Raw genomic sequence first — 22,715 nt, forward strand, 5'->3', positions numbered from 1 at the left:
TAAAGAAAGTGTTATCAAATTTGGTCACTCAGTTCATTGAACCCAATTTGTTTCCGAAGAAACAGTCTTTGCCTAAGCAAAAACTTATTGGATTATCATCAACGAGTGCCCACACAGATTGATAGGTTTATATTGTTAAAGAGCTTTTTCCAACTGAGCGTTGCTCAATTTGGACGGCCATTTTAGCGAGATAACATTTTGTGTCAAACACTTTTTTGCTATTTTTTTCAATGCTTTCATCAGCATCGCTCTGACCATAGTGCTATCAAGTTCCCCCTGACAACGGGAGCGAATTATAGGGCATTCGATCAAGAACACAAGTCATATTCACTAAAAATGAATACCCCCGCACCCGTTCGAACAGTAATTAATCAATTAGCCTTAAAAAACCTCAAAAAGGCGTTCTATTGACCTTTTTGAGGTAATCAAAACTTACTGATGCGCTACGATATGTCCGTTCTCAACTCTAAGTTGTATTTTTTTGTCTGGAATTACTCTGCCTGCCAATATCGCTTTAGCCATTGGATTCTCAACGCTCTGTTGGATAGCTCGTTTCAACGGACGTGCGCCATAAACGGGATCAAAGCCAACTTGAGCAATAAATTCCAATGCTTCCGGCGATACATCAAGAATAAAGTTTTTCTCTTCCATTCTTTTTGCTAAACGTTGAAGCTGTATTAATGCAATAGACTTTATGTGCTCTTGACCAAGAGGATGGAATACAACACTTTCATCGACACGATTTAAAAACTCAGGTCGGAAGTGTTTATTCACTACCTCCATGACTTCATTCTTAATTCCTTGATAATCAAGATTTGCGAAATTCTCTTGAATTCTCGCCGACCCTAGGTTTGATGTCATGATCACAACTGTATTGCGAAAATCAACCGTTCTACCTTGGCCATCCGTCAATCGACCATCATCTAATACTTGCAATAAGATATTAAAGACATCAGGGTGCGCTTTTTCTACTTCATCTAATAGAATAACCGAATAGGGTTTTCGACGTACCGCTTCCGTTAGGTAGCCTCCCTCTTCATACCCGACATAACCAGGGGGAGCACCGACCAATCGCGCGACAGAATGTTTCTCCATAAACTCCGACATATCGATACGAATCATCGCGTCTTCACTGTCAAACATAAAGTTTGCGAGCGCTTTACATAACTCTGTTTTACCTACACCTGTTGGGCCTAAAAATAAAAAAGAACCAATCGGTTTATTCGGATCTGATAGTCCTGCTCGGCTACGACGAATAGCATTGGAAACGACCTCAACAGCTTCATCTTGACCAATAACGCGTCGGTGTAGATCTTCCTCCATATGGAGTAGCTTATCTTTCTCAGCTTCGAGCATTTTAGAGACAGGGATACCGGTCTGTTTCGACAATACATCTGCAATTTCGTTTTCCGTAACCTTGTTACGCAATAACGTCATTTCTTGCATTTCAGCTTGCGCCGCTAAATCCAGTTGTTTCTCTAGCTCAGGAATACGTCCGTATTGAAGTTCGGACATTCGGCTAAGATCGCCAGCGCGTCTTGCAAACTCCATATCCATACGTGCTTGCTCTAACTCAGCTTTAATATGCTGAGTTCCTGATAAGGCTGCTTTTTCTGCATTCCAGACTTCATCTAACTCTGAAAACTCACGCTCTTTTTCCTGCAATTCAAGGTTAAGAATATCGAGACGCTTTTCACTCGCTTCATCATGTTCATTGGAGAGAGCTTGTTGTTCTATTTTTAGCTGAATTATTTTTCGCTCTAATTTATCGAGCGACTCTGGTTTTGAATCGATTTGAATACGAATGCTTGATGCAGCTTCATCAATCAAATCAATCGCCTTATCCGGAAGCTGTCGATCTGAAACATAACGATGAGAAAGCGTTGCTGCTGCCACGATAGCTGGATCGGTAATCTCAACATGATGGTGTAACTCGTAGCGCTCCTTAAGCCCACGCAGTATTGCAACGGTATCTTCAACCGTTGGTTCATCGACAATCACTTTTTGAAAACGTCGCTCCAGTGCTGGATCTTTTTCAATGTATTTTCGGTACTCATCTAACGTGGTCGCACCAACGCAGTGTAATTCGCCGCGCGCAAGTGCTGGTTTTAGCATATTGCCGGCATCCATAGAACCTTCGCCCTTGCCAGCTCCAACCATGGTATGGATTTCATCAATAAATAAAATGACATTACCTTCTTCTTTGGCTAATTCATTCAATACTGATTTCAAACGCTCTTCAAATTCACCACGATATTTAGCTCCAGCAACTAACGCCCCCATATCTAACGATAATACTCGGCGACCACGTAGCCCCTCTGGCACTTCATTATTGATAATGCGTTGAGCTAACCCCTCCACAATAGCGGTTTTACCAACACCTGGTTCACCAATAATGACTGGATTATTTTTTGTACGGCGTTGTAACACTTGAATCGTACGTCGTATTTCATCATCACGACCAATAACAGGGTCAAGTTTTCCTTGCTCTGCCCGCTCGGTTAAATCAATGGTAAATTTTTCCAAAGCTTGACGAAGTTCTTCAGCATTTGGGTCATTGACCTTTTGCCCACCACGTACGGTATCAATAGCGCCACTGATTTTCTTATCCGTAAGACCGAGTTCTTTTAACAGAGAACCTAATGGGCCACGATCTTCAATTGCAGCAAGCAGGAAAACCTCAGAGGAGATATAACTATCTTGGCGTTTTTGAGCGACCTTGTCGCACAAGTTAAATAAGGTCCCCATCGCACTAGATAACTGAACATCACCCCCAATGCCACTGACTTTTGGTAGCCGATCAAGTATTTCACTCAACTTTGATCGCAAGTGGGTAATGTCTACATCTAACATAGTTAGCAATGGACGAATTGGGCTGCCATTTTGGTCCATCAATGCCACCATTAAATGGACAGGCTCGATGTATTGATGATCACGACCCAACGCGAGGGATTGCGCGTCAGAAATAGCGATTTGAAATTTGCTAGTAAATCTGTCAAGACGCATATTTGCCTTCCTAAACCTTATTTGAATTAAACCTTATTCATAAGGAAAGATGGCTACACGAGAGAGAATTTTCAAGGGCTCTGAGGAGAATTCCTCTAGAACATTTACGCTTCAATCCAAATAAAAGAAGCTAAACGACCTGTCACACCATCACGACGATATGAGTAGAATCGTTCACGGTCAGAATACGTACAATATTGACCGCCATAAACATGTTTAACACCTGCACTATTTAAACGTTGAGTTGCAAGCAGCACCATATTGGCATACCACTTACCCTCCTCTTCTTTAGCGATAAAAGCATCATGTGCATTAGCATCAAACGAAACAAAAGCATCTAACACATCTTGGCCAACTTCAAAAGCAGTCGGACCGATTGCAGGACCAAGCCATGCCATCACTTCACCATCAAATAAATCTAATGCATTTTCAACGATACCATCAGCCAATCCTCGCCATCCTGCATGAACAGCAGCGACTTGAGTTCCTTGTACGTTAGTTAATAAAACAGGCAGACAATCTGCAGTCATAGCAGAGCAGATAACATTTGTATTAGAAGTAAAGATACCATCTGCATCTAGGATACTGTCGGTCGGTGATGTGCATTCAATAACACGAGTAGAATGTGTCTGGTTGAGCCAAATAGGTGAACTTGGCATGTGTGCATTTTTTTGTAATAAAAGACGGTTGTTTTCAACCGTCTTTTTATCATCCCCAACATGAGTACCGAGATTCAAACCTTGATAAGGTGATTGTGACAACCCGCCGAAGCGAGTTGAAGCGACCGACTTTATCTGACTTGGCGCTGGCCAATTAGGGATAATCAACTCCACGAATTAAAACTCGTCTTTCAAACCATGGGTTTGAGTATCAAGTCTTAATGCTTCCGTCATATCCACCATATCTTGTGGAATTGGAGCGTGGAATTCGAGTTCTTCACCAGTAACTGGGTGCTCAAATCTCAACATTACAGCGTGCAACGCTTGACGGTCGAAACCTCGAATATGCTCTGCAAGTTCGTTAGTCGCGCCCGATGGTATGCGTGCTCGACCACCGTAAGCTGTATCGCCCAACAGTGGATGTTGCAGATAAGACATATGCACACGGATTTGGTGAGTACGGCCTGTTTCTAAACGCAAGCGAATACGTGTGTGTTCACGGAAATGCTCCGCAACACGATAGTGAGTAACAGCAGGTTTACCCATAGGACTTACGCCCATCAAGGTACGTTTAGTTGAATGACGGCCAATTGGCTGTTCAACCTTACCACCAGCAGTCATACGACCAATAGCAATCGCTTCGTATTCACGAGTGATTTTTCGTTTCTGTAGCGCACGAACCAAACGCGTTTGTGCAGGAACAGTTTTAGCGACAACCATCAAACCCGTCGTATCTTTATCAAGACGATGTACAATACCAGCACGAGGTACTTCTGCGATATCAGGGTAGTGATGCAATAATGCATTCAAAACCGTGCGATCCGGAGTACCTGCACCAGGGTGTACAACAAAATCGCGAGGTTTATTTATCACGATAATGTCGTCATCTTCGTATACGATATCCAATGGAATATCTTGTGCTTCCCAGCGTTGTTCGTCTTCAAGCTCCGCCTGAAGAACAATAATTTCACCACCCATCACTTTGGTACGTGGTTTAACAATAACCTCACCGTTCACTTGCACTTTGCCTGCAAGTAACCACTCTTTAAGACGAGAGCGAGAAAAATCGGTAAAGATTTCGGCAATAGCCTGATCTAAGCGTTGGCCTAATTGGCTATCTTTTACTGTGTCGGTTAATTCAATCTGCTGAGCCATATCGAACTTTTTTAAAAACAGTGAGACTAATCGTCACTACTGTGGAAAAATATACTATTGCCTATTGTATCTGTTACTGGCGAAAAAGTAACGGAAGCTTAGAAATTATTTACTTCAAGGAATCGAATCCTGACATGAAACAGCATACTTTACCTGCTTTATTAGCATTGTCCTTGTTAGTCGGCTGCTCCAGCAGCGAAGAAATCGTGCCAGATGTTCCCCCTTCAGAACTGTATTCAGAAGCACAAGTTTCATTGCAAAGCGGCAACTGGTTAACAGCTATCGAACAATTAGAAGCGCTCGACTCTCGTTACCCTTTTGGTGCTTACTCGGAACAAGTGCAACTTGATCTTATCTATGCTTACTATAAAAATGATGATCTCGCATTAGGCTTAGCAACGATTGAGCGCTTTACTCGTCTAAACCCAACTCATGAAAAAATTGACTGGGTACTATATATGCGTGGTTTGACTCATATGGCGCAAGACCGAAACTTCATGCATGACTTACTCAACATGGATCGCAATGATAGAGATCCTGAACCAGTAAAAGCGGCGTTTAAAGATTTCAAACGTTTACTTGAGCGGTATCCAAATAGTCCGTATGCAGAAGATGCAGAAATGCGAATGTTCGCACTGAAAAATCGCTTAGCTGAATATGATTTAGCGACAGCCGATTTTTATCTACGTCGTGAAGCATGGATTGCTGCAATTAATCGATGCCAAGAACTACAAAAAACTTATCCAGATACCGAAGCCGCCCGCAAATCGCTCGCGATTCAGTTAGAAGCATACCAACAGCTTGGATTACAAGAAGCGATTGAACGCACAACAGAGTTAATGGTGCTAAATCCAATTTAATCGCCTAAGACTCTCATGAACTAGAGTTCTCTCTAAAAAGCCGCTGCAATCTTTGTCGCGGTTTTTTTGTATCTGTTTTAATTGGCGCCAAAAAAGATATTGAAGATGAAGAAGAGGCGAAAAGCATAAGTTTACGAGATAGAGATCACAGCCTCTAGTTGGTTAGATAATAGCCATCTGTTTTCTTAGGCCGAATCGAGTCCCTAAAAAATAGATAATTTTTAGCGAGACACCCTATCCAATCTAATGACATTTTGCGCTTTCACAAGCTTTTTCACCTCTTTGCGCAGCTAGTTTTGAGTTAGATCACGTTTAACTTAGGACAACCAAACACCTGGCAAAATGGTGATCTAGGTCACATTATTTTGTTCTTAAAGTCGTAATCTGGAGTTAACCCATGAGGGATGATACAGAGGAAAACATCTATGAAAATAAATATCACTGGCAAAAATATCGACATCACCTCTGCAATCCGCACTCACATAGAGAGCAAATTTAAAAAGCTAGAAAAGTGGCAAGTAGACATTATTGGTTGCCAAGCTAGCTTCAGTGAAGAACCCAATAAACAGAAAAAATTCGAAGCGGTCCTTACTGTACCAAAAGGAACACTTGTCGCTTCAGCGGTTCATGACGATCTATACGCAGCAATTAATGAAGTGGAGCAAAAATTAGAACGACAGCTGAATAAACTCCGTCATAAACCAGAAGCACGTCGTAGCGACAAACCTGAACTTGAAGAAGAAGAAGAGTTATAGTTACTAAAGAGAATTCTAGAATAGCGCCAAATGGCGCTATTTTTTTTCTTGACGCTAAATAGCGTGTTGCTTATTGTGTTTAAACCCCTGCATTAGACTGATTTTTATGCATACCAAGACTCTGTTTATTTTCGACTTTTTTTTGCTCCACTGACCATGGAGGCTTTATCGTTTTAAAAAAAAGTCAAAAACGAACAGAAAGCCTTCCAAATGGGAGGTTTTTTTTTAAGGAAAATAGGATGACTGAACAAAAATACTCGCTTGATGAAATTCGCTTGCGTCTTAACCATCTGGATGATCAACTACTTAAGTTGCTATCTGAGCGACGCAAGATGAGTCTTGAAGTGGCGAAAAGCAAAGTTCAGACATCAAAACCTGTTCGCGATGCAGAACGTGAACAGCAACTTCTCGTCAAGCTCATCAACAATGGTCAAACTAAATACGACTTAGATCCCCAGTACATTACTAAGCTTTTCCACACAATTATTGAAGACTCAGTATTACTTCAACAAGCACATTTGCAAAATTTAGCTAACCCTGAATTAAGCAGAAAACCACTTGCTCGTGTCTCGTTTCTTGGTGCCAAAGGTTCATATTCACACTTAGCCAGTCTCGAATATTTTAGTCGCAAAAATACTGAACTGATCGAATTAAACTGTGAACGATTTAAAGATGTTGCAACGACGGTTGAATCAGGCCATGCCGACTACGGTGTTTTACCTATTGAAAACACCAGTTCAGGTTCTATCAATGAAGTGTATGACTTACTACAGCACACAACTCTTTATATCGTGGGAGAAATCACCCTTCCGATTGAGCATTGCCTTGTTGCCACCTCTGAAATTCATATTGAAGACATAACAACACTCTATTCTCATCCGCAACCCCATCAACAATGCAGTGAGTTTTTAAGTCGTCTTCCTGGAGTTGAACTAAAATCTTGTGCTAGCACGGCTGATGCCATGCAAAAAGTAAAACAAATGAATCGCAATGATGTAGCCGCAATAGGCAACGCTTCAAGTGGAAAACTGTATGGCTTACAAAGCATCCAAGGCAATATCGCAAATCAAACAGAAAACCATACGCGATTTATTGTTGTCGCGCGCAAGCCCGTTGAAGTATCGACACAGATTCCAGCAAAGACGACATTAATCATGTCAACTGCACAGCAAGCTGGCTCCCTTGTTGAGAGTTTACTTGTACTGCAACGTTATGGCATCAACATGACTAAGCTAGAGTCCAGACCGATTATGGGCAACCCATGGGAAGAGATGTTTTATGTTGATTTAGAGTCTCACCTCAATGCGGAGCATATGCAGCAAGCACTTTCGGAAATTACAAAGCTAACCAAACACTTGAAAGTACTTGGTTGTTACCCGAGTGAAAATGTGAAGCCAACAGCGGTACAACTCAACTAATAACTCAACCCACTTCAAAAAACCGGGGGAAAAAGCTGACATCGATTTGGTAAACCCATACCATTTCAAACACGTGCATATTCGTGTATTGTCAGCTTTTCGACATGTCTCACAAATAGGCGTTATCCATTCAACGAATAGACGAAGGAAACCTCCTAATTGGCATGAGATACCTAACTTTTATATCTATATTCTTCACATTCAATGCCATTCAGGCTTGGGGGAACTCTCCACCTAGTTTGAATATTTATATGTGGGAAGACACCCTCTCTCCCAGTGTCGCGAACGAATGGGAAAAACGTACAAAAACTTCGCTTCAACTCTCTCATTTTGATAATGATGACGAACGCAGTTTACTGATGAACCGCAACACCCAACTACCTTTTGATATTGTTGTCCTTGATAACGTTTCTGCAAATATATATGGCCGCTTAGGCTCCTTTATCGATCTTTCACAAATAAAAAACCGAAAACACAACGCAGATAAATGGAATCAAGCTTGTGGAGACTACGCTATTCCATACTTTTGGGGGACTGTTGGTATTGTTTACCGCAAAGACTTTATTCAAAAGCCTCCTACAACTTGGCAAGAGTTTGTTTCACCGCCTGATGATGTTGCGGGACGAATTGGCATGATTAACGACAGTATCGAAACGTTCTTACCGCTATTCTATAGTAAAGATATATCCCCCATTTCTGAAGATCCGTCACTAATAGCCCAAACATATCCTGACCTGCTTTCTTTTAGTGAAAAAGTACTCACTTTTGAATATGCCTTAAGCTATGTACGTAGTCACGATTCGAGCGAGAACTTATGGATGGCCTTAGCTTACAGTGGTGATCAGTATTCTCTAAATCGTTATTATGGCTCTGAAAAATGGGCTTATACGTTACCGGATGGGGAAGCTTTTTTATGGGTAGACTGTCTTGCTATCAGTAGCCATTCTAGCAATATTGCTGCCGCTACTGATTTCATTGAGTATATTTCAGATCCCAAGGTTGCTGCAAAAAATGCAATCGATGTTAAATCTGCAACACCAAATCTAAGTGCTCTAAAACTACTGCCGAAAACGTATCTAGATGATGCATCATTGTTCCCCGCTCCCTCTGTGATGGAGAATGGACAAATTGATACGGAACTCTCAGCCACAAGTATTAGCCTACGAGCTAAGGTAATAAATAGTATTTTGAAACGTCATGAAGCTCAACACTAGAGTCTTACTGCTCGTTGCTCCTGTGATCATTCTCAGTGCAGCGCTATCCAGTTACAGCATATACCATAGCCAAAAAGACGCTTTAATAAAGCGGGAAAATAGCTACCTGCAACTTACTATGGAAAAGCTTGCCGGACACTTTCGTCAAACCTCCTCTCTGATAAATAGCTATACACTAACCTTGACGCAAAGCGATATTATTCGCCACTATCTTTCCCAGCAAGAAAATCCATTCCGAGAGCTTGAGTTACTGGAAAACTTACAGCAGACAATTTCATCTCTGCAATCTTCAGAACACGATGATATCGCCGTTGCGCTACTCGATGAAAACACAGATCCCCTTTTTTTTGCCAATAGTGAAAGTGATCCATTCGCCCAACTAGACGAAAAAGTCCTCAACCACGTACGTGAAACATATCACTCAAGTAGTCAGCGCACTCACACAGGTTTTGCCAAGAATGAGCAAGGGCAAAGTATATTGATTCGTTACAAAGTCCTTGACCAAAATACCTTGATGTCTCCTCTTAGCTATAACAAAGATCAGATATTTTTTGTTGTTGTTTACTTATCAATGCATCAGTTCGATCAACAGAAACACATTGTAGAATTTGATAATGACAGCAGCATATTTTTTACCGATCACCCGGTAATTCGTAGTGGACTGACTCAATCCGTTGAACTAATTCCACACCTTTACGCAACATTAGATCCAGCACAATACTTACTGACAGAAAAGCTCAAGAAGATAGAACAAAAACTCATTTTCTCGTTTGGTGGGTCGTCTATTCTTACTGTGACATTATTACTCTTCCTATTATATCGACACGTGATTCGTCCTATATCAAAACTCGATCAACAACTTCATGACGTTGAACAACAAAAACGACACAACATTGAACGACTAAATAGCAAAGATGAAATTGGCCGTTTATCTTATCGTTTCTACGACATGTACAAAGAGCTCAATTCCAGTTATCAAAAAACCAAGGCGATGGCAGAAAATGACCATTTAACTCAACTGGCTAATCGCTATCAGTTTCAGGTCTATGTAGAACGTACTCTCAGCAATAAAATAGAGACACCTTATGCTTGGATTCTCTATATCGACCTAGATAATTTTAAGTATGTAAATGACAAATATGGTCATCACTTAGGTGACTCTCTACTCGTCAATTTTGCTGAACATATACGTTCTCTATGCGAAGGTTATAAACGTAAGCACCAAATAAAATGTTTAGCTTCTCGCTTATCAGGCGATGAGTTTGCCATTTTCATTGCTTCATCAAGTAACAATTCGCGAGCTGAAACTTTAGCTTATGAAATCCTCGATTTGATGCAGCGAAATAACGATTCACCATTGGGTAACCTCCCTATTACTGCAAGTATTGGAATTGCTTCGTATCCTAGTGACGGTGACAATCTAGCAAAGCTTTTGTCTAATGCAGATACCGCCATGTATCAAGCAAAGCGTGCGGGGAAAAACCAAGTCGCACACTACTCCGAAGAACTTGATCAAACGGTACGACGTAGAACTCAGATAGAAAGAGCGTTACGTAGTGGCGAATTTGACGATGAATTTTCACTAAAATACCAACCTTATTATGATCGTTCTGGTAAGAACATGATTGGCGTGGAAGCACTTTTACGCTGGAATTCTCCGAAACTTGGCACTGTCACTCCAAGTGAGTTTATTCCAATTTCAGAGCAGACTGGATTGTTTGGGGATATTGACCGATGGGTAATAGAACGAGCATTTAAAGATTTCTTTACGATTCAAGCCGCCTTTAATCAAGATATTCAGTTGTCGATAAACCTCTCTTCTGCTGAGCTCGATTCAACGTTATTAGCAAAATTCATCGGTGAAATGGCTGATACATATAAAGTGACCCCAAGCTTAGTGGACTTTGAAATCACAGAGACATTTGCCACTGACTCTCAAAGCTACTCCTTACTCCATGAGCTATCCTTAATGGGGTTCAAATTGGCTATTGATGATTTTGGTTCAGGCTATACCTCTATCACTCAACTCGTCGAATATCCGGTACAGAAAATTAAACTAGATCGCGAGTTTTTAGAAACATTAATAAAAACGAATAACCAACAAGTAATTCATCCTCTCGTCGCTTTATGTCACTCACAATCAATGACAGTTATTGCTGAGGGAATTGAGTCAAAAGAGATGCATCGATGGCTGGCGGATAGTCAGTGCGATTTAATGCAAGGTTACTACCTTTCTCCGCCAATGGATGTTAAAACATTGACCAACACCACTCCAATCACCAAAGAGTTTACCTATGTCAGTGAAGAAGGTCGTTGTAGCCTCGCTTAATCCAGCAAAAATATCTGCCGTTGAAAGTGCTTTTGTCGTCGCATTCCCAAACCAGAAATTTGAGTTCGTAGGTATTAACGTACCAAGTGAAGTCAATGATCAACCAATGAGCGATAACGAAACTCATCAAGGTGCCCTCAATCGCGTCAGAAATGCCAAACAAGTAGAAAAAAATGCCGAGTTTTATGTTGGCCTAGAGGCGGGAATTGAAAACGGTGTCACATTCGCATGGATGGTCATTGAATCTTTCACACAAAGAGGGGAATCACGAAGTGCAAGTCTTATGCTTCCACCGATCGTCTTAGATAAATTGAATAGTCAAAATGAGTTGGGCGATGTTATGGATGAAGTATTCCATACCGATAACATCAAACAGAAAGGTGGCGCAATTGGTCTATTAACACAACATCAACTAAGTCGCAGCTCTGTGTATCACCAAGCGTTGATCTTAGCTTTGATTCCGTTTACGAATCCAGCACACTTCCCTCGCAATATTTGATTAAGCGTCAATCTCCACATAAATACTCTCTGCACAAAATAAAAAGGTGTCTTTCGACACCTTTTTATTTTAACAATTCAGCTATCTCAGCTTTTGCTTCATCACTCTTCGATTTAAGTTCATTTGAACCCCGAGTAATTGTTGCAATACCCACACCAAGCATCTGACTAATTTGACGTTGAGACAGATCACCTTTCAGTAACTCATGAAAAATATTCACTCGTGCGACTAAAGCTTCACGCTCATCCGGCGTCAGCAACATAGTGAGCAACATTTCATGCTGATCACTATCTATACTTTGTTTAATCAGATTCAGGACTTGCTGCCAATCTTTGTAATCAGGTTCCAACGACATTGATCTTTTACCTAATACTTCATATTCATTTCGTTCTTAGTCAAAAATGCGCCATCAACACCCAGTAACTGACGATAATACGTTTCAAACATCAATATATTTTGAACATATCCACGTGTTTCATTAAATGGTATCGCTTCAATAAACGCATACACATCCAGTTTACCTTCGCTTCTAGCTCGCCATCTTTTGACTCGACCAGGGCCAGCATTATACGCAGCCAAAGCAAAAATTCGATTGTTATCGTACTGCTTCAGTAAGCCTTTCAGATAATGACTACCTATTTCAATATTCTTACCAACATCATACAGCTGTTGCGTACCCTGATAACTCAGCTGGTATTTTTTCGCCGTGTATTTGGCCGTCGCAGGCATGATCTGCATAAGACCTCTCGCTCCGACTGGTGACATTGCCTCAACATCCATCGCGCTCTCTTGACGAGCTAAAGACATCAAAGTCACTGGATCAATATCGTGCTTCTCACCATAGAAGTTAAACCACCAGCGATGTGCCATTGGAAACCTCAAAGATAAGTTATCCCACATTTTAGCTTTGATTGTTGCGGTCACAGTCAAGTTATGCCAACGCTGAGAAGAAGCATAGGCTGCTAACATGGCTTGCTCATTTTTATTAACCCGTGATAGTAACCAACGCCACTCACTCTTGGCCGCCGCAATTTTATCCCGAGCAACAAGTTCATCAATACGTTCAAGACTTTGACGATATGGGTTTATTACAGAGCTATCCAATTTAATTCCACTAGTGGAATATGCAACCGGCCTCTCAAGCTCTTTCGCGGCAGCTACGCTATAAAAATTTCGTTGTCCAAGAATGCTTTCAAGCCTTTTACTCGCTTGTTTTGCCTTTCCTTGAGCCATTTCACTACGAGCAAGCCAATACTGCCAACGACTTGAGTTCTTGGACTCTTCAGGCAATTGTTCAATCCAACGAGCAATATCATTCCAATCTGCATTCTGAATCGACAAACGCACACGACGCTCAATTAATGCGATATTTTGAGATGTCGATATCTGTTTATCTCGCCATAGAGCCAATGAGTCTGAATCGGTATTGATAAAACGAAATGCGATGTAATCAGCTAGCTCTTGCCTTTGTGCTTGAGACATCTTTTGTGCTTTAACGACAGTTGAAAGCACATTTTTTGCTTTTTCAGGGCTTTTTCGCGCTAACTTCTTTAGCGCAAGAACACTTTGTTGTTGATAAAAATCATTGGCTTTATGTCGGCTCGCAAACTTAGCCACTTTTTCAGGGCTATCAAACAGTGCTTTCATTTCTTTCGCTTGTGTTTGAGCGGTTTTACTTTGAAGTTGCTTACTTAAATAGCTAAGTATTGCACCATTGCGAGCTTCAAAAGCGAGCAGCATTCTATCCAATACTAAAGTGTCGGTTCGTAATCCAGCCTTAGACCATTGTTCGAATAGAGGATCGCACGCTTGTGAAACACTATTTCCTGACAACCACAACTTTTCAGCACCTTGATAAGCGATTTTACTCTGTCCTTGCTGTGCATAAGCGTTGTAATAATGACATTGATACGCTTCTCCTCTTGGCTCTTCCTGCTGAAAACGGAGAATATCCCCCCAATTGCCTTGTCGAGCTAAGCTACTAATATAAGGAGCGGAGATACGTGAGGAGAACGGTAACTCAGCATATGTATCGATGAACTGAGAAACTTGCTTTGGCTGCTTGCTGCCTAGTTCATGTTTAAATAATCGATAATCAATATAAGGCGCTAATGGATAGCCATTTAACTGCGTCCGAAGCTTGCTCGCCTGAGCGTATTTTCTTTCATCCAGTAATTGCTGTGCTTTATCATAAACTTGACGTTGTTCTTTAAGATCTTGCGCGATAGCGTAATTGGTCACTCCAATACCACTCCATAAAGCAGTACATATCCAAAGCGAACGCATTGTGGAAAGCGTTTGTTTCATGTGGTCTCGTCCTAATGAGAGTAACTATCTGTCTTTATTAACTCTTATTCTAAATACAACTGTAAATAGAACAGATGGAAATAATAATGAATCCATATAAGTGTGACACAAAATAGTTTTCTCGTTAGATATTTGAACAAAGATCAAACTCAAGGAAATAAGGATGCTATCTGTAACACACTAAATCTAGTAACAAAGCTTTTAGTCTTGGTATAAAATAAGCGATTAACTGAGCTGAACATTTAGGAACGATCGGCAATGGCTGAATACGTATATACCATGTCGCGGGTGAGCAAAGTTGTGCCACCTAAGCGTCAAATTCTTAAAGATATTTCTCTGAGCTTCTTCCCTGGTGCAAAAATCGGTGTTCTCGGTCTAAATGGCTCGGGTAAATCGACTCTGCTACGCATCATGGCGGGTATCGATAAAGATATCGATGGCGAAGCTCGAGCGCAACCGGGTCTTAACGTGGGCTATCTACCGCAAGAACCTATTCTTGACGAGTCAAAAACTGTTCGCGAAATCGTTGAAGAAGCGGTATCAGACGTTGCTGGTGCACTAAAACGCTTAGACCAAGTATACGCAGAATATGCTGAAGAGAACGCTGACTTTGATGCATTAGCAAAAGAGCAAGGCGAGTTAGAGGCTCTGATTCAAGCCAAAGATGGTCACAATCTAGAAACAGCTCTAGAGCGTGCAGCAAACGCGCTACGTCTACCTGAGTGGGACGCGAAGATTGAACTCCTATCGGGTGGTGAACGTCGTCGTGTGGCTATCTGTCGACTGCTTTTAGAAAAACCAGATATGCTGTTGCTCGATGAACCGACCAACCACTTGGATGCAGAATCTGTTGCTTGGCTTGAGCACTTCCTTGTTGATTACAGTGGTACTGTTGTAGCAATTACCCACGACCGTTACTTCCTAGACAATGCTGCTGGCTGGATTCTAGAACTTGACCGTGGTGAGGGTATTCCATGGCAAGGTAACTACACATCTTGGCTAGAACAAAAAGATGAGCGCTTAAAGCAAGAAAAAGCGGGCGAAAGCGCACGTCAAAAGACCATTGAAAAAGAACTTGAATGGGTTCGTCAAAATCCTAAAGGTCGCCAAGCGAAGTCTAAAGCTCGTATGGCTCGCTTTGAAGAACTGACAACGGGTCAATACCAAAAACGTAATGAAACAAATGAGTTGTTCATTCCGCCAGGTGACCGTTTAGGTGATAAGGTTCTTGAAGTTAAAAACCTAACCAAATCGTTCGGTGATCGTGTCCTGATTGATAACCTATCTTTCAGTATGCCAAAAGGTGCGATTGTCGGTATCGTTGGTGCAAACGGCGCAGGTAAATCAACCCTATTTAAGATGTTAAGTGGTGCAGAACAACCTGATTCAGGTACTGTTGAACTAGGTGAAACTGTAAAACTAGCCTCTGTTGATCAGTTCCGCGATAGCATGGACGATAAAAAAACAGTATTCCAAGAGATTTCTGAAGGCGCTGATATCATTAAGATCAACAACTTCGAAATCCCAGCTCGTGCTTACTGTTCTCGTTTCAACTTCAAAGGCAACGACCAACAAAAGATCATTGGTGATCTTTCTGGTGGTGAACGTAACCGTGTCCACCTTGCGAAACTACTTAAAGCAGGCGGCAACGTATTACTACTTGATGAACCAACCAATGACCTTGACGTAGAAACACTTCGTGCATTAGAAGAAGCGCTACTTGAATTCCCGGGTTGTGCCATGGTTATTTCGCACGACCGTTGGTTCTTGGACCGTATTGCAACTCACATTCTAGATTACCGCGATGAAGGTCAAGTTAACTTCTACGAAGGTAACTACACTGAGTACATGGACTGGTTGAAGAAGACGCTTGGTCCTGAAGCTGCAGAACCACACCGCATCAAATACAAGCGTATTTCTAAATAATCGGTTAAGTAACAAAAAAATCTTACCGTTATTATACTTTTTCATTGCTTGTAAATTACTCAAAGGCCGCTATCATAGCGGCCTTTATAGTATACGGTTTAATTGACGCCTAGTTTTCGCAATCCTTGTAGCGATAATTGCGAACAGCTACTCATTGATGTATCTCTTATTCTGTTAACCTTGTTGAAAATAGATAAGAGAATATTTTTATGATTGAACGACGTCGATTTTCACGCATTGTCTACCAAGCGCCAGCCAGATTGTCTCAAGGCGATCTTAATATGGTTGCTCATGTAAATGATTTATCGTTGCGGGGCTTATTAATGACCGTAACTGATGCTGACTTATTGTCAGCAGAATCAATCGTCAATGTAGAATTCACACTGCCAGACAGCGATGTCACGATTCAACTTATCGGTACCGTAATCAACCTCGATGGACATATGTTGCGTATGGCTATTGAGCATATCGACATTGATAGCATTGGCCATATCAAACGTCTTGTTGAACTCAATGTTGGCGATAGCCAACTGCTTTACCGTGAAATTGAACATCTGTCAGATCTAGGCGACTACAGATAATAATAAATGAGTTATGTCAGCAAAAATCACCATTTCGATCCCAACTAAAACGGGCGCTCAAAACTTTAATCTTTCACGAACGAAGCTATGGCTGTTAATTTTAAGCCTGCTATCCATCCTCGCCGGTGGCTCAGTCTACATCGTTCAAACCAAACAATCAGAACAACAACGCTACGACGCTTTGATTAAAAAACTCACCACGAGTGAGCGAGATAACGCCACTTTAGAAGCTTTATATGCAGAGCAAATCGATACGACTCATAGCCTATCTCAAATTCTCCAAGAAAAAGAAAATCAACTGCAAATGCTTGGGAAACGAGTCTATGACGTTGAGGCGGTATTAGGCCTAGCAAACGAAGAAGCCTCTACTGAACTTGCTTTAGAAGATCGAGTTGATGCTGCTGCAATTGATTCTGCGGTTCGCGCAACTATGTTTCGTATGATTCCGAATGATACACCGCTCAATTATCAACGAATCTCTTCCTCCTATGGTCGTCGAACGAATCCTATTTCAGGTAAACGTCATTCGCACAGTGGTATCGATCTAACCTGTAAAATGGGCACACCTATTCATGCTCCTGCTGACGGTGTCATCGAGACGGTTCGTCCAAGTAAAAAAGGTTACGGTAACTTTTTGACGATGCGTCACTCGTTTGGTTTCATGAGTTCATACGCCCACCTTGCTAAATTTAATGTACGCAGTGGTCAATTTGTTCGTAAAGGTGATGTTATCGCTAAATGTGGTAACTCTGGTAACTCAACCGGACCTCACCTCCATTATGAAGTTCGATTTTTAGGCCGAACACTTAATCCACAATACACAATGGATTGGACGCCAGACAACTTCAATTATCTTTTTGAGAAAGAAAAGAAAGTAAAATGGGCACCACTTATCGCGATAATTGATGATACGGTGCGACTGCAAGTTAACTTAACAAACGTACCTTATATCGACAAATCATTAGATACGGTTCAAAACCAGCAAAACGACTTACAAGAAAAAGCAGACGAAACAGAGACTCAATAAGATAAGTCGCTCCATAAAATGATAAACAGACCTCCCTCTACGGAAGTTTTCTATATCGCATTAAAAAAAGCTGCCTAGGCAGCTTTTTTTAATTTCTTGTATCGTCAAACTAACCTCGATGAATCGAGTCGTTGGCTTGTTTTAATAAGCTTTGGCTTTCATCCATAAACTGCTGAGAATAATCGCCAAACCAGTCACTAACTTGATTAAAACTCTCCACAAACTGCTGTTTATCTTGACGTTCTAGAATTTTCAGCGCATCACCAAAACATTGGTGGAAGCGCTTAATCATCGCTACATTTTCTTCCGAAGCCAGAATAATATCACCGTAAAGATTAGGGTCTTGGCCAAATAAACGACCAACCATCGCAAGCTCTAGGCGGTAGATAGGTGAACTTAATTGCAATAGCTTGTCTATATTGGGGTTCTCTTTGCTAAGGTGTAATCCATAAGCAAAAGAGGTAAAGTGGCGCAGTGCTTGAATTAATGTCATACCATGATCATGCTCTTGCGCATCTATTTGGCATAAGCTCGCCCCCCAAATAGAAAACTGTTTAAGTAGCCACTGGTATTGCTCTTCTCCACGTCCATCACAATATACAATCACCTGCTTCGCCATACTCGGAACATCAGGGCCAAACATCGGGTGCAACCCAATCACTGGGCCTCGATGAACCTCAAGCATTGCGTTCAATGGTGCAGATTTAACAGAAGTAAGGTCGCACAAGATACAATCAGAGGGCAGTGAGCCTAATTTTTCGATGACACTCTGTGTGACGTGGATCGGTACAGTCACTACGACCAATCCAGCATCTGCCAGAATTTCATCTGCGCGATGCCAATCTTGACTCCCAAGTGTTTTAACCTGATAGCCTGATAACGTAAACATGCGAGCAAATAGACCGCCTAACTGACCATGTCCACCAATAATGACCACTGAGCGTAATTCAGGGTTCAAGCATTTAAAACCCGAGTCTTTTTCACTAGCATAAGACTCTCGCATGGTTCGGCGAAGAATATCTTCAATCAACTGTGGAGGAACACCCAACTTCTCTGCTTCCACTCGGCGTGAAGCCAACATAGCCGCTTCCCTATCTGGTGCATAAATCGGTAAACCATGTTCACTTTTTACCTCACCCACTTTTTCAACTAAAGCTAAACGTTGGGCAAGCAAATTCAATATTTGTTTGTCTACTGCGTCAATACCATCTCGCAGCTCATTCAGTTCAACGGCCATCTGTCATCCTGCTACTTAATTATCCCTTGATGCGATTTTCTAGAAATGGCACTAATTCTTCGTGCGCATGACGTAATAGTGCCTCAGTTGCATCCCAATGAATACACGCATCTGTAATTGAAACACCGTATTGCATTTCTTTGAGAGGAATGTCCGATGGTTGATTACCCTCGTTCAAATGGCTTTCAATCATCACACCAATAATCGACTTATTTCCCTCACGGATTTGATGAAAAACGTCTTCTGCAACCAAAGGCTGACGACGGTAATCTTTACGTGAATTGGCATGACTACAGTCAACCATCACGGAAGCCTCTAGATTCGCTTTAGCCATTTCTTCTTCACATTCAGCGACAGAAACCGAATCGTAATTGGTTTGCTTACCACCTCGTAAAATGACGTGGCCATTAGGGTTTCCTTGCGTAGTCAATAAGGCGACTTGTCCCTCACGGCTAATGCCCATAAAGCGATGCCCTGAAGAAGCTGCTTGCATCGCGTTAATGGCGGTAGCTAAGTTACCATCCGTTCCGTTTTTAAAACCAATCGGCATGGAAAGACCACTGGCCATTTCGCGGTGAGTCTGTGATTCAGTAGTACGAGCACCAATTGCTGCCCAGCTAAAGGTATCAGCTAAATACTGCGGACTGATTGGGTCTAGCGCTTCTGTCGCGAGAGGAATTTCCATTTCAGCCAATTCCACCAGCAATTTACGCCCAACATGTAAGCCATGTTCTATATCAAAAGTACCATCTAAGTGAGGATCATTAATCAACCCTTTCCAACCAACCGTAGTTCTTGGTTTTTCAAAATAAACTCGCATAACAATATACAGTTGATCACCAAGCTGTTCAGAGAGTGCTTTTAAGCGCTTAGCATATTCTTTAGCTGCATCAATATCGTGAATAGAACAAGGGCCACAAACAACTAATAAACGATGGTCTTTTTTATGCAGAATGTTCGCAATAGTCTGGCGAGACTCTTGGATAAAACAACGAGCAGCATCACTGAGAGGCAGCTTCTCTTTTAATTCTTCAGGGGTAATAAGGACCTGTTCATCAATAATATTGATATTGCTTAATTCACTTTTCTGCATAACAACTACCTGTACACTTTTATTTACAATAAAGAGTTGATTACTCTCCACACCCGCAATTAACTCTAAGATAACAAGCTAAAACAATAATGCAACCGTAAACTTTAAAAAACACCAAGTGTAAACTTATAATTACAAGCAATGGTTTTGACAGTTAAAAACATAAATAGAGATAATAACCATGTTTTCTCATTCATTTCTTTTCTAAAATGGCCAAAACCTATAATGAAATGATGGATAATGGATTTAATTCTCTCACTACTACAACAGATGTGTGTTTACTTAATGCTGGCCTACATGCTCAGCAAAACGCCATTATTCTTGCCGTTGTTAAGTATATCCAATCGCTTCAGTCATAAACTTAGCGTCTACGTCCTTTTTTCACTTTTTTGTATCATGGGCACTTATTTTGGTTTGCAGATCAATGATGCAATCGCAAATACTCGAGCAATTGGCGCTGTAATGGGCGGGTTATTTGGTGGCCCGGTTGTTGGTTTCTTTGTTGGCCTTACTGGTGGCCTGCACCGCTATTCTTTAGGCGGGTTTACCGATCTCGCTTGTGCTGTATCGACAACAGCTGAGGGGCTAATTGGCGGCTTACTGCATACTTATTTTGTACGCAAAGGAAAAACTGAACGTTTATTTAGTACTAGTGTGGTATTCGCGGGGACTTTATTTGCCGAAATCGTACAAATGGCCCTACTACTAATGATTGCGAAACCTTTTGATCAAGCTTTTACGCTGGTTTCTGCGATTGCAGCTCCGATGATCATCACCAACTCTGTTGGTGCGGCTTTGTTTATGAGCATACTTCAAGATAGAAAAACTATTTTCGAAGAGTATTCTGCGACATTTTCCCGCCGAGCTCTCAATATCGCAGAACAATCCGTCGGTGTTCTAGCATCTGGTTTCAATCCACAAAATGCTGAGAAAATTGCCCGTATTGTTTACGAAGAAACCAAAGTTGGCGCAGTCTCTATCACTGATAATGAGAAGATTCTCGCGTTCGTCGGCATTGGTGATGATCACCATAAACCAGAAACACCGATCTCTTCTCAAAGTACTCTTGATGCCATTGAGAAAAACACCATTATTTATCTAGATGGGAAAGAACAGCCTTACCAATGTTCGCTTTCTAAAGAGTGCAAACTCGGTTCCGCATTGATCATTCCTCTTCGCGCTGGAGATGATGTAATTGGAACTATTAAACTTTATGAACCTAAACGGAAACTTTTTTCCACCATTAATATGGCGATGGCTGAGGGAATTGCCCAGCTCTTATCAAGCCAAATTCTTTATGGCGATTACCAACAGAAACAGTCGTTACTCGCTCAAGCTGAGATAAAACTCCTCCATGCTCAGGTTAATCCACACTTTTTGTTTAATGCGCTAAACACGATTAATGCGGTAATTCGACGTGATCCCAACAAAGCGCGAGAATTGATCCAGCATCTTTCACAGTTCTTTCGTAGTAACCTCAAGCAAAATATTGAAACCGTCACATTGAAAGAAGAAATCGCTCACGTCAATGCATACCTGACCATCGAAAAAGCAAGGTTTGCGGATCGCTTGGAGGTCAATATCGATATCGATGAAGCTTTACTTGAATATAAACTGCCCACGTTCACGCTTCAGCCCTTGGTCGAAAATGCAATCAAACACGGGATCTCTGAACTACTCAGTGGGGGCATCATTCGAATTTACAGCCAATCGATTGACGGTGGCGAGCAAATCATCGTGGAAGATAATGCCGGTAGTTATATCGCCCCCCAAAATGCCCATGATGGACTCGGCATGCAGATTGTCGATAAACGGTTAAGTAATCAGTTTGGTCGCCAATCCGCTTTAAAAATAGAAGTAGAAACCAACCAATACACTCGAATGAGTTTTATTATTCCAACCCACTAGGATTAAGGTAGCCCCATGCTGTCAGCGCTAGTCATTGATGACGAACTGCTCGCTCGAGAAGAGCTCATAGAACTGCTTAAAGAGAGCGGTGGTATTACTGTACTCGACGAAGCAAGCAATGCCATCGAAGGCCTAAAAAAAATTAACCGGTTAAAGCCTGACGTCGTGTTTCTCGATATCCAAATGCCACAGATCACAGGCATTGAATTACTGGGTATGCTCGACCCTGAAACCATGCCAAAAGTGGTATTTGTAACCGCTTATGATCAGTTCGCTATTCAAGCGTTTGAAGATAACGCTTTTGACTATCTTTTAAAGCCTGTTGATATCCACCGTCTTCAAAAAACTATTCAGCGTTTAATCAAATCAGAAGTTCATCAAGAACAAGCGATAGCAATGATTGCGCCGACAGCATTAGATCAAGTTCCATGTGTTGGGCTCAATCGTATTATGATTGTTCCAACCCAAGATATTGAAGCAGCATATAGTGATATTAGCGGCGTCCATATTCAAACTCGTGAGCAGACCGCGACCTCACAACTGACTCTCAAAGTACTGGAAGAAAAAACCCCACTAGTTCGTTGTCACCGTCAGTGTTTAGTCAATATCAAAACGATTAAAGAGATAAGGCTCCTTGAAAATGGCCTAGCAGAAATCATCACATCCAGTGGCTATACCATTCCTGTGAGTCGCCGTTATTTGAAAAGTCTCAAAGAACGCCTTGGATTCCATTAATAAAAA

Annotated in this window: 18 protein-coding genes and 1 other annotated feature; of the genes, 11 read left to right on the forward strand and 7 right to left on the reverse strand. The window is 41.5% G+C overall.

The genetic code is table 11. The annotated features are described in order from the left end of the window. Positions 1–432: 432 nt before the first annotated feature. The 3 genes from clpB to rluD all read right to left on the reverse strand — a co-directional run bounded on the left by clpB (position 433) and on the right by rluD (position 4,820). Positions 433–3,006 (reverse strand): ATP-dependent chaperone ClpB, encoded by a 2,574-nt coding sequence (gene clpB, locus DZ860_RS12675; protein WP_120031820.1) that lies wholly within the window; start codon positions 3,004–3,006, stop codon positions 433–435. Positions 3,007–3,110: 104 nt separating this feature from the next. Next, the gene (pgeF, locus tag DZ860_RS12680) at positions 3,111–3,839 is read right to left on the reverse strand and encodes a peptidoglycan editing factor PgeF (RefSeq protein ID WP_120031822.1); all 729 of its coding nucleotides are present in this window, start codon (positions 3,837–3,839) and stop codon (positions 3,111–3,113) included. A gap of 3 nt (positions 3,840–3,842) precedes the next feature. After that, a complete protein-coding gene (gene rluD, locus DZ860_RS12685) occupies positions 3,843–4,820 on the reverse strand; it encodes a 23S rRNA pseudouridine(1911/1915/1917) synthase RluD (protein WP_120031824.1) in 978 nt (325 codons plus the stop codon). A gap of 134 nt (positions 4,821–4,954) precedes the next feature. Here rluD and DZ860_RS12690 point away from each other — a divergent pair, with 134 nt between their 5' ends. From DZ860_RS12690 to yjjX, 6 genes are all read left to right on the forward strand, one after another. Then, complete coding sequence (locus DZ860_RS12690; RefSeq protein ID WP_120031826.1) at positions 4,955–5,680, forward strand: outer membrane protein assembly factor BamD; 726 nt, start codon at positions 4,955–4,957, stop codon at positions 5,678–5,680. Positions 5,681–6,105: 425 nt separating this feature from the next. Then, positions 6,106–6,435, forward strand: a complete 330-nt coding sequence (gene hpf, locus DZ860_RS12695) for a ribosome hibernation-promoting factor, HPF/YfiA family (protein ID WP_120031828.1) — start codon at positions 6,106–6,108, stop codon at positions 6,433–6,435. 108 nt (positions 6,436–6,543) lie between these two features. After that, positions 6,544–6,662: a sequence feature (Phe leader region), on the forward strand. Positions 6,663–6,674: 12 nt separating this feature from the next. Beyond that, positions 6,675–7,853 (forward strand): prephenate dehydratase, encoded by a 1,179-nt coding sequence (pheA, locus tag DZ860_RS12700; protein ID WP_120031830.1) that lies wholly within the window; start codon positions 6,675–6,677, stop codon positions 7,851–7,853. A gap of 251 nt (positions 7,854–8,104) precedes the next feature. Beyond that, on the forward strand, positions 8,105–9,067 hold the full coding sequence (locus DZ860_RS12705; protein WP_243641856.1) for a polyamine ABC transporter substrate-binding protein: 963 nt from the start codon (positions 8,105–8,107) through the stop codon (positions 9,065–9,067). Next, positions 9,051–11,396 (forward strand): putative bifunctional diguanylate cyclase/phosphodiesterase, encoded by a 2,346-nt coding sequence (locus tag DZ860_RS12710; protein WP_120031834.1) that lies wholly within the window; start codon positions 9,051–9,053, stop codon positions 11,394–11,396. The genes DZ860_RS12705 and DZ860_RS12710 overlap by 17 nt, the downstream gene beginning before the upstream one ends. Next, a complete protein-coding gene (gene yjjX, locus DZ860_RS12715) occupies positions 11,362–11,895 on the forward strand; it encodes an inosine/xanthosine triphosphatase (protein ID WP_120031836.1) in 534 nt (177 codons plus the stop codon). The genes DZ860_RS12710 and yjjX overlap by 35 nt, the downstream gene beginning before the upstream one ends. Positions 11,896–11,959: 64 nt before the next feature. On the opposite strand, the gene trpR is transcribed toward yjjX, so the two are convergent. Further along, on the reverse strand, positions 11,960–12,250 hold the full coding sequence (gene trpR, locus DZ860_RS12720; RefSeq protein ID WP_120031838.1) for a trp operon repressor: 291 nt from the start codon (positions 12,248–12,250) through the stop codon (positions 11,960–11,962). An 11-nt stretch (positions 12,251–12,261) separates the two neighbouring features. Beyond that, positions 12,262–14,202: a murein transglycosylase gene (sltY, locus tag DZ860_RS12725; RefSeq protein WP_120031840.1), complete on the reverse strand. Its 1,941-nt coding sequence runs from the start codon at positions 14,200–14,202 to the stop codon at positions 12,262–12,264. 258 nt (positions 14,203–14,460) lie between these two features. Here sltY and ettA point away from each other — a divergent pair, with 258 nt between their 5' ends. From ettA to DZ860_RS12740, 3 genes are all read left to right on the forward strand, one after another. Continuing rightward, positions 14,461–16,128: an energy-dependent translational throttle protein EttA gene (gene ettA, locus DZ860_RS12730; protein ID WP_120031842.1), complete on the forward strand. Its 1,668-nt coding sequence runs from the start codon at positions 14,461–14,463 to the stop codon at positions 16,126–16,128. 209 nt (positions 16,129–16,337) lie between these two features. Then, a complete protein-coding gene (locus DZ860_RS12735; protein WP_120031844.1) occupies positions 16,338–16,709 on the forward strand; it encodes a PilZ domain-containing protein in 372 nt (123 codons plus the stop codon). Positions 16,710–16,722: 13 nt separating this feature from the next. Further along, positions 16,723–17,736: a M23 family metallopeptidase gene (locus DZ860_RS12740; RefSeq protein WP_120031846.1), complete on the forward strand. Its 1,014-nt coding sequence runs from the start codon at positions 16,723–16,725 to the stop codon at positions 17,734–17,736. Positions 17,737–17,845: 109 nt separating this feature from the next. On the opposite strand, the gene tyrA is transcribed toward DZ860_RS12740, so the two are convergent. Next, complete coding sequence (gene tyrA, locus DZ860_RS12745) at positions 17,846–18,973, reverse strand: bifunctional chorismate mutase/prephenate dehydrogenase (RefSeq protein WP_120031848.1); 1,128 nt, start codon at positions 18,971–18,973, stop codon at positions 17,846–17,848. Between the two features lie 19 nt (positions 18,974–18,992). After that, positions 18,993–20,066 carry a 3-deoxy-7-phosphoheptulonate synthase gene (locus tag DZ860_RS12750; protein WP_120031850.1) on the reverse strand — a complete coding sequence of 358 codons (1,074 nt, stop codon included), beginning with the start codon at positions 20,064–20,066 and terminating at the stop codon, positions 18,993–18,995. Between the two features lie 240 nt (positions 20,067–20,306). On the opposite strand from DZ860_RS12750, the gene DZ860_RS12755 reads away from it, so the two are divergent. Together DZ860_RS12755 and btsR are read left to right on the forward strand one after the other, a co-directional pair. Continuing rightward, positions 20,307–21,974, forward strand: coding sequence for a sensor histidine kinase (locus tag DZ860_RS12755; protein WP_120031852.1), 1,668 nt, complete (start codon positions 20,307–20,309; stop codon positions 21,972–21,974). Positions 21,975–21,989: 15 nt separating this feature from the next. Next, positions 21,990–22,709 (forward strand): two-component system response regulator BtsR, encoded by a 720-nt coding sequence (gene btsR, locus DZ860_RS12760; protein WP_120031854.1) that lies wholly within the window; start codon positions 21,990–21,992, stop codon positions 22,707–22,709. Positions 22,710–22,715 lie beyond the last annotated feature (6 nt).

The sequence above is a fragment of the Vibrio sinensis genome (assembly GCF_003605645.1).
Classification (GTDB): Bacteria; Pseudomonadota; Gammaproteobacteria; order Enterobacterales; family Vibrionaceae; genus Vibrio; species Vibrio sinensis.

Excerpts from the sequence above, each read along its gene's own strand:
- trpR (WP_120031838.1), bottom strand. The coding sequence starts at position 12,250 with ATGTCGTTGGAACCTGATTACAAAGATTGGCAGCAAGTCCTGAATCTG.
- DZ860_RS12755 (WP_120031852.1), top strand. The coding sequence starts at position 20,307 with ATGGATTTAATTCTCTCACTACTACAACAGATGTGTGTTTACTTAATG.
- yjjX (WP_120031836.1), top strand. The coding sequence starts at position 11,362 with ATGTCAGTGAAGAAGGTCGTTGTAGCCTCGCTTAATCCAGCAAAAATA.
- DZ860_RS12750 (WP_120031850.1), bottom strand. The coding sequence starts at position 20,066 with ATGCAGAAAAGTGAATTAAGCAATATCAATATTATTGATGAACAGGTC.
- rluD (WP_120031824.1), bottom strand. The coding sequence starts at position 4,820 with ATGGCTCAGCAGATTGAATTAACCGACACAGTAAAAGATAGCCAATTA.
- tyrA (WP_120031848.1), bottom strand. The coding sequence starts at position 18,973 with ATGGCCGTTGAACTGAATGAGCTGCGAGATGGTATTGACGCAGTAGAC.
- pheA (WP_120031830.1), top strand. The coding sequence starts at position 6,675 with ATGACTGAACAAAAATACTCGCTTGATGAAATTCGCTTGCGTCTTAAC.
- DZ860_RS12740 (WP_120031846.1), top strand. The coding sequence starts at position 16,723 with ATGTCAGCAAAAATCACCATTTCGATCCCAACTAAAACGGGCGCTCAA.
- ettA (WP_120031842.1), top strand. The coding sequence starts at position 14,461 with ATGGCTGAATACGTATATACCATGTCGCGGGTGAGCAAAGTTGTGCCA.
- DZ860_RS12735 (WP_120031844.1), top strand. The coding sequence starts at position 16,338 with ATGATTGAACGACGTCGATTTTCACGCATTGTCTACCAAGCGCCAGCC.
- DZ860_RS12690 (WP_120031826.1), top strand. The coding sequence starts at position 4,955 with ATGAAACAGCATACTTTACCTGCTTTATTAGCATTGTCCTTGTTAGTC.
- clpB (WP_120031820.1), bottom strand. The coding sequence starts at position 3,006 with ATGCGTCTTGACAGATTTACTAGCAAATTTCAAATCGCTATTTCTGAC.
- sltY (WP_120031840.1), bottom strand. The coding sequence starts at position 14,202 with ATGAAACAAACGCTTTCCACAATGCGTTCGCTTTGGATATGTACTGCT.
- DZ860_RS12710 (WP_120031834.1), top strand. The coding sequence starts at position 9,051 with ATGAAGCTCAACACTAGAGTCTTACTGCTCGTTGCTCCTGTGATCATT.
- hpf (WP_120031828.1), top strand. The coding sequence starts at position 6,106 with ATGAAAATAAATATCACTGGCAAAAATATCGACATCACCTCTGCAATC.
- btsR (WP_120031854.1), top strand. The coding sequence starts at position 21,990 with ATGCTGTCAGCGCTAGTCATTGATGACGAACTGCTCGCTCGAGAAGAG.
- DZ860_RS12705 (WP_243641856.1), top strand. The coding sequence starts at position 8,105 with ATGTGGGAAGACACCCTCTCTCCCAGTGTCGCGAACGAATGGGAAAAA.